The following is a 12733-nucleotide window of genomic DNA, read 5'->3' on the forward strand; positions in this document are numbered from 1 at the left end:
CTGACCCCGATCGACGCCGCCCGACCGCAGCGTCATTCGCGCTTGCGCGATTCCAGCAGGTCCAGGTTGCGGATCAGGCGCCGCGAGATCTCGTCGGAGATCACCCCGCGCCGGGTCAACCGGAACAGCTCCTCGCGCTCGGCATTGAGGCCTGCGCTGCGCAGCTGGCGGTAGCCCATTTCCATGCGCCGGACCTTCTCCGGGTCCACGTCGGGCCCATCACTGTCGCGCTCCAGGTGGCGCTGGTACAGCAGGCTCACCCGCGACGCAGCGTCGTTGTACAGCTGCACGTTCTCGGTGTTCTGGTTCATCACCAGCTGCTGGCGCATGCGCTCGACCCCGGCCAGAGCGGCCTTCGACGACAGCCGGCGTGCCAGGTCCTCTTCCTTGCGTTCGCCTGAATCGGCCGGCAGCTGCAGGCCCTTCAGCAGCTGTGGCAGCGCGATGCTGGCGCCCAGCAGCGAGAACAGGATCACCGACGCGGCCAGGAAGATCACCAGGTCACGCGCCGGGAACGCACTGCCATCGGGCAGGAACAGCGGCAGGGTCAACACACCCGCCAGCGTGATCGCACCACGCACGCCGGCCACCGAGGTGGCCACCACGATGCGCCAGTTCGGTGCCTCGCCGCGCTCCAGGCCGCGGCGCCGCGCGCGCAGCAGGTTCCAGCGCAGCGACAGCCACACCCACAACAGGCGCAGCACCACCAGCGCCAGGTTGATCACCACCACGTACACCAGCAGCCACCACGCACTCTGGTGGCCGCTCTCGTTCATGGTGGTGGTGGCGCGCTCGACGATGCCCGGCAGCTGCTCGCCCAGCAGCACGAACATGATGCCGTTGAAGCTGAACTGCAGCATGTTCCAGACCCCGGCGCGCTGCACGCGCATGCTGCCGGAAACGCGGCCGGTCAGCTCGACATAGCTCATCGCGATGCCGGCGGCGACCGCGGCGAGAATGCCCGAGGCATGGATCTCTTCGGCCAGCAGGTAGGCCGCGAACGGAATGAGCAGGTTGACCAGCATCGCCGCGCCCGGCTCCTCGCCGAAGCGGCGCCACAGCCAGCGCTGGAAGGTCGACACACCGAGGGTGACCGCCACGCCCACCGCCAGGCCGGCCACCGCCACCCACACGAAGGTCAGCGAGGCCGTGGCCAGCGAAAAGGTGCCGGTCATCACTGCGGCCACCGCGAAGCGGAAGCAGACCAGGCCGGACGCATCGTTCAGCAGCGACTCGCCTTCCAGGATGTGCATCAGGCGCTTGGGAATCGGCGCCTTGGAGGCGATCGCACCGACTGCCACCGGATCGGTCGGCGACACGATCGCCGCCAGTGCGAAGCACACCGCCAGCGGCATCACCGGAATCAGCCAATGGATCAGGAAGCCGGCGCCGATGACGGTGAACACCACCAGGCCGAACGCCAGCTCGAGGATTGCGCCCTTGTCGCGGAACAGGCCCTGTTTGGGAATGCGCCAGCCATCGAGGAACAGCAGCGGCGGCAGGAACAGCAGGAAGAACACTTCCGGCTCCAGCGCATGGCCGCGGTTGAATACCCCGGCGATGACCGCGCCCAGCCCGATCTGCACCAGCGGCAGCGGCAACGAGAACGGCAGGACGCGAACCAGGTAGCCGCTGGCGACAACGGCCACCAGCATCGCCAGGACGACTTCAATGGTATGCATGCTTCTTCCAGGAAGCGGCGCGTGGGGAGGCTCGGAAGGCCAGCGCCGGAAACCCGGAAAAAACTACCACATGCGGCTGCAGGCGCGACGACGGGGATGGCCCGGCGTCAGCCCCGGCTCATGCCGCCCCATCGAAGCGGTACAGGTCCATGGCCAGGAAACCGGCGTCGATGCCGGCATCGATGCGGCGTGCACCGAAGCCGCCCTCGCCCGCCGCGCCCATCGCGAAGAACAGCGGCAGCAGGTGCTCGTCGGTCGGGTGCGCGCGCTCGGCGAACGGTGCCTGCCGGCGATAGTCGAGCAGGGCCTGGCGGTCGTCGGCAGCCAGCCGCTGCTCCACCCACTCGATGAAGGGCCGCACGTAAGGCGCTTCCTTGCCGTCCTGGTAGTCACCCCAGTCGTGCAGGTTGTGGGTGATGCTGCCCGAGCCGACCAGCAGCACGCCCTGTTCGCGCAGCGGCGCCAGCGCACGGCCCAGCGCGAACTGATGCTCGGGCCCGAGCAGCGGCTGGATCGACAGCGGCACCACCGGGATGTCGGCCTGCGGGCGCAACAGCCGCAGCGGCACCCAGGCACCGTGGTCGAGGCCACGCTGCGGGTCGAGCGCCACCGGCAGGCCGGCGGCGGCGATGCGGCCGGCCACCTCTTCGGCCAGCGCCGGATCACCTGGCGCCGGGTACTGCAGTTCGAACAGCGCGCGCGGGAAGCCGCCGAAATCGTGGATGGTCGGCGGCTGCGGATGCGCACCGACCAGCGGCTGCCGGCCCAGCCAGTGCGCCGAGGCCATCACGATGGCGCGTGGCGTCGGCAGATCGCGCGCCAGCTCGGCCAGACGCACGCCAACCTGGCCCGGATGCAGGGCGGTCATCGGCGAACCATGCGAGATGTACAGCGAAGGCAGGCGGGACATGGAATTCTCCAGTTGCAGGATCAGGCGACGATCAGCGCGAACGCAGGGTCCACTTGCCGTCGCCGACCAGGAACAGCACCACCAGCGCCAGCGCCCAGAAGGCCGGATATTCCCAGCCGCCGCCGGCGTTGGCGAAGCCGAAGCCGTTGGCGCCGTGCACGGTGGCGATGGTGCCCAGCAGCAGCGGCACGCCAACCAGGCCCACCCAGCGCGCGTAGATGCCCAGCAGCAGCCCGGCGGTGATCGTCAGCTCGACGGCGATGGTGAGGTAGCCGAGCACGCCGGGCAGCCCCAGAGATTCGAAGAACGCCGCCGTACCGGCCGGGGTGAACACCAGCAGCTTGGTCAGCGCATGGACCAGGAACAGCACGCCCAGGGCCAGGCGCAGCAGGGTGGCGCCATACGGTGCCAGCGGCGAAACAGGAGCGGTCGTGGTGTGCATCGGAAAGCACCTTGAAGGGAGTAGGCACAGGTTATTGCGCCTTCACGGACTGATAAATACGATGGTTTGACCGTATTTATTTCAAAAGACGCAACAATGGATACCCTCGATGCGATGCGGGTCTTCGTGGCGGTGGTCGAGCGCAACGGCTTCAGTGCCGCCGCCCAGGCCCTGGACATGTCCACCGCCGGCGTCACCCGCCAGGTCGCGGCGCTGGAGAAGCGCCTGTCCACCCGCCTGCTCCACCGCACCACGCGCCGGGTCAGCCCGACCAGTGCCGGCGCCGCCTATTACGCCCAGTGCGTGCGCCTGCTGGCCGAGTTCGACGCGCTGGAGGCCAGCATCGGTGCGCAGGCGCTGGAGCCCTCGGGCACGCTGCGCATCAACGCGCCGGTCAGCTGGGGCATTGCCCGCCTCGGCCCGTTGCTGGCCAGCTACCGCGAACGCTTCCCGCAGGTGGAACTGGACCTGGCGCTGTCCGACCGCCTGGTGGACATGGTCGAGGAAGGCTACGACGTGGCCATCCGCATCACCCGCGAGCCCGGCCCCACGCTGATCGCACGCCGCCTGGGCGAATCGCGGGTGAGCCTGTGCGCCGCGCCGGCCTACCTGGCCGCACACGGCACCCCGCAGACCCCGCAGGACCTGCAGGCACACGCGTGCCTGAGCTACAGCTACTGGGCCGCCGGTGATCACTGGCCGCTGCAGGGGCCCGCTGGAGAAGTGAAGGTGGCGGTGAGCAGCCTGCTGCATGCCAACAACGGCGACGTGCTGCGCGAAGCGGCGATTGCAGGCATGGGGGTGATCCTGCAGCCGGACTTCCTGTTGCAGGATGCGTTGGCCGATGGCCGCCTGGTGCGCATCCTGCCCGAATGGGAGGCCGCGCCGATCGGCATCTTCGCGGTCTATGCCAGCCGCAGCCACCTGGCACCGAAGGTGCGCAGTTTCATCGACCACCTGGTGGAGGCCGGGGTGTAGCCGAGCCTGGCGTTTGCCGGTAGTGCCGGCCGCTGGCCGGCAATCAGACACATCCCGGTCCTGGGCGAATGCCGGCCAGCGGCCGGCACTACCACTTAGGCGGCCACCTCATCCAGCGCATCGATGATCCGTTCCAGCGGCGCCGGCCGCCCCAGCAGGTAGCCCTGCACCTGGTCGCAGCCGTGTGCGGCCAGCCAGTCCAGCTGCCCCGGCGTCTCCACGCCCTCGGCGATGATCGTCAGGCCCATGCTGTGGCCCAGCGACAACAGCGCGCGGCAGATCGAGGCATTGCGTGGATTGGTTTCCACATCGGCAACGAAACTGCGATCGATCTTCAGGATGTCCAGCGGCAGGTGCTGCAGGTAGGACATGCTGGAATAGCCGGTGCCGAAATCATCCAGCGACACGCTGATGCCCTGCTCGTGCAGGCGCTGCATGGTCTGCATCGCCTGCGCCGGCTTGCGCATCAGGCTGCTCTCGGTCAACTCCACGTGCAGCGCGCCGCGGGCCAGACCGAACTCCTGCTGGGCGCGGGTGAACTCGGCCACCAGGTCGCTGTTGAAGAACTGCACGGCGGACACATTGACTGCGATCGGCAGCTCGCCCCAGCCGGCCTCGACCAGCCGCCGCTGCGCCTTGGCCGCCGCACGGATCACCCAGCGGCCCAGCGCCAGGATCAGCCCGGTCTCCTCGCACAGCTGGATGAACTCGTTGGGCGGAATGAAGCTGCCATCGGCCTGTGGCCAGCGCAGCAGCGCCTCCAGTGCCGCCGGGCTGCCATCGCTGGCGTGCCGGATCGGCTGGAAATACAGCTGGAATTCGTTGTCGATGGCCGCATGGATGCGCCCTGCCAGGCGCAGGCGGTCGGCCAGGCGCGTGGTCACTGCCGCGTCGAACCAGACCACCACGTTGCCCTCGGCACGCGCGGCATGCGCGGCCTGTGCAGCCATGCCGATCACCTGCTCGGCGCTGTGGCCGTCGCCGGCAATGTGCACGGCCACACCGATGCGCGGCTCGAACTGGTGCAGTGAATCCTTGCCGCGCATCGGCGCCGACACGATCTGCAGCAGGTCGTCCAGCACGCGCTGGGTATCGTGCCCGGCACCGATGGCGAACACGAAGTCCTCCGCCGGCTGGAAGGCCAGCGTGCCGCAACGCGCGCCCAACCCGCCCAGGCGGGTCGCCATCGACTGCAGCACCGCATCACCGATCTCGCGTCCCAGCGTATCGGCCACCAGCTGCAGGCCGCGCAACTGCACGAAGGCGATGGTATAGCCCTCGTCCTGCTCATCCAGCTGGTCGGTCAGCGCACGCACGTTGAGCAGGCCGGTGGCCGGGTTGTGCCGCGCCTGGTAGGCCAGGTCGCGTTCGTAGGCCAGCCGTTCACTCACATCCTCGGCCAGCACCAGGCAGGCGGGCTGACCATCGAAATCGAGCTTGGACAGGTGCGCGCGCACTTCGAACACACTGCCATCCTTGCGCCGGTGCAGGCGCACGGTGGCGTCCTGCAGTTCGCCGACACGGGCCTTGGCGATCGCCCCCTTCACTTCGTCCCAGCCTTCGCGCGGACGGATGTCGAGGATGCTCATCGCCAGGAATTCCTCGCGGCTGTAACCGTACTGGCGCACCGCAGCGTCGTTGACCTCGATGAAGCGCAGCGTGTCCGGATCGAACACCCAGAAGGGCGCCGGGTTGCGGTCGAACAACAGGCGGAAGCGGCGCTCCACTTCGCTCATCTGCTCGCGCGCCTGGTAGCGTTCGCTCAGGTCGGTCAGCGCGCCGATCATGCGCCGTTCGCTGTCGGCCACTTCCACCCGCTGTCCGCGGGCCCCCACCCAGCGCACTTCACCCCCGGGCAGCACCAGGCGGAACACCTGGTCGAGCACCGCACCGCCGGCGAAGGCCTGGTCAAAGGCCTGCTGCAGGCGCGCGGCATCATCGCGATGCACCCGTGCAAAGAAATCGGCGACCGGCAGGGCATCGGTCTGCACTCCAAAGATCTCGCGCGCCAGCGGCGACCAGCGCAGCAGTGCGGCGTCCTCATCCACGTACCAGGTGCAGACACGACCGACCTGGTGCGCAAGACGCAGCTCGGCGTGGCCCGTCTTCAGTTCCTCGGCCATCGCCTGCTGGCTGCGGGTGCTGCGCCGCACGGCGTACAGCAGTACCAGCAACACCGCGATATAGGCCAGTACGATCGCCACCGACGCCTGCAGGTACGGCCACCAGGGCGCGAGCACGTCTTCGTCGGCCAGGCCGACCTGCACCGCCAGCGGGCTGCGTTCCAGCGTGCTGATGGTGGTGATGCGCGGCACACCATCGACCACGCCGGGCAGGCTGCCGAGCTCGACCACGGCCTGCTTGCCGAGCAGGTCGCGGTGCGGAAGATCGTAGCGGCGACCGACCGTGCCGTGCGGGTCTGGCACGCGGGCCAGCATGTAGCCTTCCGCATCGCTGATCGAAACCAGCCCGTTCGGGCCAACATCGAGCCCGCCGACGATGCGCTGCAGTTCGCCGCAGCGCAGCCGCGCCAGCAACCAGCGGTCACCGGCCATCGGCAACGCCAGCGGCACCACCCAGCCACCATCGCTGGCGCGCAGCGGCGGGCCGATATACAGCGAACTGCCCAGGCCGCGGCGCTGCGGGTCGGTCCACAGCGGCAGGTTCAGGTCACCTTTGCCGGCCGTCAGGGCGCGGCCATGGCTGTCCAGCACCACGATGCTGTGCAGTTCAGCGTGGCGGCGCAGCACGCCACCGACAGCGGCATCCAGCAGTGCCGGCGCCTGCGCCGGCACGCTGCGGAACAGTTCAGCGGCATCGGCAGCGATGCCGGACATCGCCCGCTCCAGGTTGCGCAGCTCCAGCGCCAGCAGGCGCTCGCTGCCCACCGCCAGCGCGCGGCTCTGCCGCTGCGCGGCCTCCAGGCGGCGGTGATGGTCGTTGGCCAGCATGGTGGCCAATCCGGCCACCAGCAACAGGCCCAGCAGCACGCCGCCCCAGGTGATGGCGCGCAACGGACGGGCCAACGCCCGCTTCAACGCGGGCATCGGTCGATCTTCCTTGTGCAGTCGGCTGGCTTCATGCGCGAACGAATCCTCCACATCCCCGACCTCAACGGCCGGCGAACGCCATTCTTGACGCCTGACCCCGTCCTGCATGGCCACCTCCCCGTGTCCGCGCAGGGCTCCAGGGCCCAGCATGCACCACCCCGGTGACGGCGTGAAGATCGCTTCGGCGCGTTCAGCCAGATCCTGCACAGGACCGGCCGGCCACAGGGACGGCCAGCCGGACCGCGTCGGATTAGACTTGGGGTTTTCCGCTGCAAGAGAAGTCCATGTCCAAGCTGCGCCGTCCCACCCTGGCACTGGCCATCGTTGCCAGCCTGTCCCTGGCTGCCTGCGACCGTCCGGCCGATCCGGCCGCTGGCACCGCCAAGCCCGCCGAAGCTGCACCCGCTGCGGCCAAGCCGATGCTGGGCAGCTTCGGCTTCGATGCCAGCGGCATGGACCGCAGCATCGCGGCCGGCGATGACTTCTTCGGCTTCGCCAACGGCACCTGGGTGAAGAACACCGAAATTCCGGCCGACCGTTCGCGCTTCGGCAGCTTCAACGTCATTGCCGAGAAGACCCTGGCCGACACCCGCGCCATCCTCGAAGGCGCGGCCGGCAACGCGCAGGCCAGCGGTGACGACAAGCTGATCGGCGACTACTACGCCGCCTACATGGACGAAGCCGGCATCGAGCAGCACGGCATCGCCCCGCTGCAGCCGCAGCTGAAGGCGATCGATGCGATCGCCGACAAGGCCGGCCTGGCCCGCACCCTCGGCGGCGACATGCGCGCCGACGTCGACCTGCTCAACGCCACCAACTTCTACACCGACCGCCTGTTCGGCCTGTGGGTGTCGGTGGACATGCTGCAGCCGGACCGTACCGCGCCCTACCTGGTCCAGGGTGGCCTGGGCATGCCTGACCGCGATTTCTACCTGGGCGGCGGCCGCATGGCCGAGCTGCGCAAGCAATACCAGGCCTACATCGCGCAGATGCTGCAGCTGGCTGGCGTTGCCGACCCGGCCGGCAAGGCACAGCGCATCCTCGCTCTGGAGACCAGGATCGCGCAGGCGCATGCCACCCAGGAAGAAACCAACGACGTGACCAAGGGTGCCAATCCGTGGACCCAGGCCGACTTCAATGCCAAAGCGCCGGGCATGGACTGGAACGCCTTCCTCGATGCAGCCGCGCTGGGCAAGCAGCAGGACTTCATCGTGTGGCAGCCCAAGGCCGTGGCCGGCCTGTCCAAGCTGGTCGCCACCGAGCCGCTGGACGTCTGGAAGGACTACCTGGCCTTCCACGCACTGGACCGTGCCGCCGCCTACCTGCCGAAGAAGTTCGCCGATGCCCGCTTCGCCTTCCATGGCACCGCGCTGAGCGGCACGCCGCAGCAGAGCGACCGCTGGAAGCGCGCCGTGGATGATGCCAACCATGCAGTCGGCGAGGCCATCGGCAAGCGCTACGTCGAGAAGCACTTCGACGCGAAGACCAAGGAACGCGCGGACGAGATGGCGAAGAACATCATCGCCGCCTTCGCCAAGCGCATCGATGCGCTGTCGTGGATGTCGCCGCAGACCAAGGCACATGCCAAGGCCAAGGTCGCCGGCCTGACCGTGGGCATGGGCTACCCGGAGAAGTGGCGCGACTACACCGGCCTGGAGATCCGTCGCGATGACGCGCTGGGCAACGCACAGCGCGCCGAGCTGTTCGAGTACCAGCGCAACATCGCCAAGCTGGGCAAGCCGGTCGACCACGGCGAATGGGCGATGCTGCCGCAGACCATCAATGCGATGAACGTGCCGCTGGAGAACCGCCTGGTGTTCCCGGCCGCGATCCTGCAGCCGCCGTTCTTCGACGGCGCCGCCGACGACGCGGTGAACTACGGTGCGATCGGCGCGGTGATCGGCCATGAGATCAGCCACGGCTTCGACAACGCCGGCGCGCTGTTCGATGAAACCGGCAAGCTGCACAACTGGTGGACCGCCGAGGACCTGAAGCAGTTCAACGCCGCCGGTGATGCGCTGGCCGCGCAGTTCAGCAGCTACGAGCCGTTCCCGGGCGTGCATGTGAACGGCAAGCTGACCCTGGGCGAGAACATCGCCGACGTGGCCGGCCTGGGCACTGCCTACGATGCCTACCAGCTGTCGCTGCAGGGCAAGCCGGGCCAGACCCTGGAAGGCTTCACCCCGGACCAGCGCTTCTTCCTCGGCTTCGCCCAGGCGTGGCGCAGCAAGAGCCGCGAGCAGGCGCTGCGCAACTCGCTGCTGACCGATGTGCATGCACCGGGCCAGTTCCGCGCACTGACCGTGCGCAACATCGACGCCTGGTACCCGGCGTTCGAAGTGAAGGAAGGCCAGAAGCTGTACCTGGCCCCGGACAAGCGGGTCAAGGTGTGGTGATGTAACCGGAACGGGCGCTGCAAGGCGCCCGTTTCATTTCCGGTAGCGGCCGACCTTGGTTGGCACATGCCTCGCTCTGGTGGGTGCCAACCTTGGTCGGCATATCTACAAGCCTACAAGCCATCCACGCATGGCGTGGATCTACCGGCGCGTTGTGGCGATCACCAGCGTGGCGACCATGGCAAGCCCGGCCGCAGCCCACAGATTCGCGTGCAGGCCCATGCCATCCAGCAGCCGGCCACCGGCCCACGCCCCCAGCGCGATGCCGATGTTGAACACCCCCACATACAAGGCGGTGGCGATCTCCACGGCCTGCGGCACCGCTTTCATCATCCAGCTCATCAGGCCCACCGATACACCGCCATAGGCCAGGCCCCACAGCAGCAGCACCGCAATGCCGCCGGTTGGCGTGCTGCCCAGCCAAAGGAACAACAACGGCGTCAGCAGCAACCCGCACGCGATCGCCACCAGCACCCCGCGTGGATGGCGTGCGGCCAGCGGCCCGGCGATGAAGTTGCCCGCCATGCCCGCCATGCCATAGGCGAACAGCAGCGCGCCGATCCAGGCAGCATCCACGCCCGATTGCAGGGCCAGCAACGGGCGTACATAGGTGAACGCAGTGAAGTGACCCGCTACCAGCAACAGGGTCAGGCACAGGCCGCGCTGCAGGCCATGGTGGCCAAGCAGCTGCACGAACTGCGCCAGCCGTACCGACGCCGCCACCGGCAACGCGGGAAGCACTGCAAGATGCAGCAGCAGGACCGCCGCGCTGAACAGCGCCATCGCCGCGAACGCGAATCGCCAGCCCAGCGCGTCGCCAATCAGTGCACCCAGCGGCACCCCCAGCACCGACGCTGCGGCCACGCCGCCGAAGATGATCGAGGTGGCCAGGCCGATGCGAGGCGCCGGCACCAGGCGCGCGGCCAATCCACCAGCAATGGCCCAGATACCTCCCATGCAGAACCCTACCAGCACCCGCGCGGCCAGCAGCCAGGCGATGCCCGGCGCCAGCGCGGAGGCGATGTTGGCCACCATCAGCAGGCCGAGCAGTACGCACAGGATGCGGCGACGATCGATGCCACCGGCAACGATCACCACCAGCGGCGCAAACAGCGCCGCCAGCAGGGCCGGTAGCGAGATCATCAGCCCGGCGGTGCCGATGGACGCACCAAGGTCATCAGCGATCGGGGTCAGCAGGCCGACCGGCAGCATTTCGGTAGTGACGACTGCGAAGGTCGCAAGGCCGACCGCCGACACCGCCATCCATGGGCGACGGAGCACAGTCGCGGGCTGTGCAGGCGAAGCAGCGTTCATCGCGTGGCCTCCGCAACACTGGCCGGTACACGCGTTCGAGGCAGTGCGTGCTGCGCGAGCACGGCGATCAGCAGCACGCAGGCGCCCGCGAGCAGCGCGACCAGAAAGCCCGGGCGCACGCCAGCGGCATCGACCACCTGGCCCGACACCGCCGCACCCAGCGCGACACCGATGTTCAGACCCGCCAGCAGCCAGGTCATGCCTTCGGTGAGCCGTGCTGCCGGCACGCATTGTTCGACCAGCGACATCGCCACGATCATCGTCGGCGCGAAGAACACCCCGGCCAGCAGCACCGCCACGGCCAGTCCAGGCAGGCTGCCGACCCACAGCAGCGGCAGCGTGGTCATCGAAGTGGCTGCTGCACCGAGCAGCAGCAAGCGCCGCAACGGCACCTGCAGTTTCAATGCACCAAACAGCAGGCCCGCTGCGCAGCTGCCCAGCGCATAGGCCGACAGCACCGCGCTGGCGGCCAGCGGCTGCCCACGCTGCTCGGCGAACGCCACGCTGGTGATGTCGACGGTGCCGACGATCACGCCCATCGCCAGCATCAGCAACGCCAGCAGGCGGATCTCCGGTTGCCGCAGCAGGGAACGTCGCGGTGTTGCGGCATCGAGAGCCTGCAGCGGTGGTTCGGTGCCCCGCTGCAGCACCAGCGCGACGATGCCGACCACCAGCAACAGGGCCGCCGCCAGCACGCCAGCCTGCGGCCACACCGCCACCGACAGCCCGACCGACAGCGGCGGCCCGGCGATGAAGGTGACTTCGTCGAATACGGTTTCCAGCGAATACGCGGTCTGCAATTGCGGGCGACCGCGATGGATCGAGGTCCAGCGTGCGCGCACCATCGCCGATACGCTCGGCATGCACCCAGCCAGCATGGCAGCGACGAAAAGCGCCCAGTCCGGCGCCCGCAGTACAGTGCAGACCAGCAACACCAGCAGCCCGGTGGCACTGGCCGCGGTAGCCCACGGCAACACCCTGCCCTGGCCGTGGCGGTCGACCCAACGCGACACCTGCGGTGACAGCAGCGCGTAGGTCAGCACGAAGGTGGCCGACACCGCACCGGCCAGGGCATAGCTGCCGCGCAGCTGCGACAGCAGGGTGATGATGCCGATGCCGGTCATCGGCAGCGGCAGGCGGGCCAGCAACCCGGCCAGGGCAAGGCCGGTGGTGCCGGGGGCGGCGAACAGGTCGCGGTAGGGGGTGGCCATCAGGATCTCCAGGGCAGCGGCTTGCCTGGCGCACCCGGCGCCACGACAATACATACAGAGCGTATGAATAAGAGGCTACATTCATACGTGTCGTATGTAAATAATCATGCACTGCGTATGTAAGGAGCTCAGGATGGTCCGCCGCACCCGCGCCGAGATGGAAGAAACCCGCGCCAGCCTGCTGGCCACCGCCCGCCGGGTGTTCAGTGAACATGGCTATGCCGCCACCTCGATGGACGACCTGACCGCCCAGGCCGGACTGACCCGCGGTGCGCTCTACCACCACTTCGGCGACAAGAAGGGCCTGCTGGCAGCGGTGGTCGCCCAGCTGGACGCGGAGACCGACCTGCGCCTGCAGGCGATCAGCGACGGCGCCGACGATGCCTGGGAGGGTTTCGTGCAGCGCTGTCGCGCGTACCTGGAGATGGCGCTGGAACCGGAAATCCAGCGCATCGTGCTGCGCGACGCGCGCGCGGTGCTGGGTGGCGCCTCACCGGAATCGCAGCGCCACTGCGTGCATTCGATGCAGCGCCTGATCGAACAGATGATCGCGCAGGGCGTGGTGGCGCCGGTGGATGCGCAGGCGCTGGCGTCATTGATCTACGGCAGCCTGGCCGAGGCCGCGTTCTGGATCGCCGAAGGGGAGGAGGGTGATGCGCGCCTGCGGCAGGCGACGGCCGCGCTTCAGATGCTGTTGCGCGGGTTGAAGGTAGGCGGGTAAGGCCCATCCACGCATGGCGTGGATCTACG

Annotated in this window: 9 protein-coding genes; 3 read left to right on the forward strand and 6 right to left on the reverse strand. The window is 68.5% G+C overall.

What is annotated here, in order from left to right; translation table 11 throughout:
• Nucleotides 1-32: 32 nt before the first annotated feature.
• From AC5P57_RS20575 to AC5P57_RS20585, 3 genes are all read right to left on the reverse strand, one after another.
• Complete coding sequence (locus tag AC5P57_RS20575) at nt 33-1682, reverse strand: Na+/H+ antiporter (RefSeq protein ID WP_099552563.1); 1650 nt, start codon at nt 1680-1682, stop codon at nt 33-35.
• Nucleotides 1683-1800: 118 nt separating this feature from the next.
• Nucleotides 1801-2592, reverse strand: a complete 792-nt coding sequence (locus AC5P57_RS20580; protein WP_142807165.1) for a dioxygenase family protein — start codon at nt 2590-2592, stop codon at nt 1801-1803.
• 31 nt (nt 2593-2623) lie between these two features.
• Nucleotides 2624-3034, reverse strand: a complete 411-nt coding sequence (locus AC5P57_RS20585) for a DoxX family protein (RefSeq protein ID WP_262235250.1) — start codon at nt 3032-3034, stop codon at nt 2624-2626.
• Between the two features lie 96 nt (nt 3035-3130).
• On the opposite strand from AC5P57_RS20585, the gene AC5P57_RS20590 reads away from it, so the two are divergent.
• A complete protein-coding gene (locus AC5P57_RS20590; RefSeq protein ID WP_262235249.1) occupies nt 3131-4012 on the forward strand; it encodes a LysR family transcriptional regulator in 882 nt (293 codons plus the stop codon).
• A 95-nt stretch (nt 4013-4107) separates the two neighbouring features.
• Here AC5P57_RS20590 and AC5P57_RS20595 read toward each other — a convergent pair whose 3' ends face one another.
• Nucleotides 4108-7170, reverse strand: coding sequence for a bifunctional diguanylate cyclase/phosphodiesterase (locus AC5P57_RS20595; protein WP_099552559.1), 3063 nt, complete (start codon nt 7168-7170; stop codon nt 4108-4110).
• A 176-nt stretch (nt 7171-7346) separates the two neighbouring features.
• Between AC5P57_RS20595 and AC5P57_RS20600 the strand changes: the two genes are divergently transcribed.
• Nucleotides 7347-9458 carry a M13 family metallopeptidase gene (locus AC5P57_RS20600; RefSeq protein ID WP_099552558.1) on the forward strand — a complete coding sequence of 704 codons (2112 nt, stop codon included), beginning with the start codon at nt 7347-7349 and terminating at the stop codon, nt 9456-9458.
• 141 nt (nt 9459-9599) lie between these two features.
• On the opposite strand, the gene AC5P57_RS20605 is transcribed toward AC5P57_RS20600, so the two are convergent.
• Both AC5P57_RS20605 and AC5P57_RS20610 read right to left on the reverse strand, forming a co-directional pair.
• The gene (locus tag AC5P57_RS20605; RefSeq protein WP_262235247.1) at nt 9600-10772 is read right to left on the reverse strand and encodes an MFS transporter; all 1173 of its coding nucleotides are present in this window, start codon (nt 10770-10772) and stop codon (nt 9600-9602) included.
• Nucleotides 10769-11983: an MFS transporter gene (locus AC5P57_RS20610; RefSeq protein WP_262235246.1), complete on the reverse strand. Its 1215-nt coding sequence runs from the start codon at nt 11981-11983 to the stop codon at nt 10769-10771. The genes AC5P57_RS20605 and AC5P57_RS20610 overlap by 4 nt, the downstream gene beginning before the upstream one ends.
• Nucleotides 11984-12116: 133 nt before the next feature.
• Between AC5P57_RS20610 and AC5P57_RS20615 the strand changes: the two genes are divergently transcribed.
• Nucleotides 12117-12704, forward strand: a complete 588-nt coding sequence (locus tag AC5P57_RS20615; protein ID WP_142807158.1) for a TetR/AcrR family transcriptional regulator — start codon at nt 12117-12119, stop codon at nt 12702-12704.
• Nucleotides 12705-12733: the final 29 nt, after the last annotated feature.

Source organism: Stenotrophomonas sp. YJH_SMC_79, assembly GCF_059367995.1.

Excerpts from the sequence above, each read along its gene's own strand:
- AC5P57_RS20575 (WP_099552563.1), bottom strand. The coding sequence starts at position 1,682 with ATGCATACCATTGAAGTCGTCCTGGCGATGCTGGTGGCCGTTGTCGCC.
- AC5P57_RS20580 (WP_142807165.1), bottom strand. The coding sequence starts at position 2,592 with ATGTCCCGCCTGCCTTCGCTGTACATCTCGCATGGTTCGCCGATGACC.
- AC5P57_RS20585 (WP_262235250.1), bottom strand. The coding sequence starts at position 3,034 with ATGCACACCACGACCGCTCCTGTTTCGCCGCTGGCACCGTATGGCGCC.
- AC5P57_RS20590 (WP_262235249.1), top strand. The coding sequence starts at position 3,131 with ATGGATACCCTCGATGCGATGCGGGTCTTCGTGGCGGTGGTCGAGCGC.
- AC5P57_RS20595 (WP_099552559.1), bottom strand. The coding sequence starts at position 7,170 with ATGCAGGACGGGGTCAGGCGTCAAGAATGGCGTTCGCCGGCCGTTGAG.
- AC5P57_RS20600 (WP_099552558.1), top strand. The coding sequence starts at position 7,347 with ATGTCCAAGCTGCGCCGTCCCACCCTGGCACTGGCCATCGTTGCCAGC.
- AC5P57_RS20605 (WP_262235247.1), bottom strand. The coding sequence starts at position 10,772 with ATGAACGCTGCTTCGCCTGCACAGCCCGCGACTGTGCTCCGTCGCCCA.
- AC5P57_RS20610 (WP_262235246.1), bottom strand. The coding sequence starts at position 11,983 with ATGGCCACCCCCTACCGCGACCTGTTCGCCGCCCCCGGCACCACCGGC.
- AC5P57_RS20615 (WP_142807158.1), top strand. The coding sequence starts at position 12,117 with ATGGTCCGCCGCACCCGCGCCGAGATGGAAGAAACCCGCGCCAGCCTG.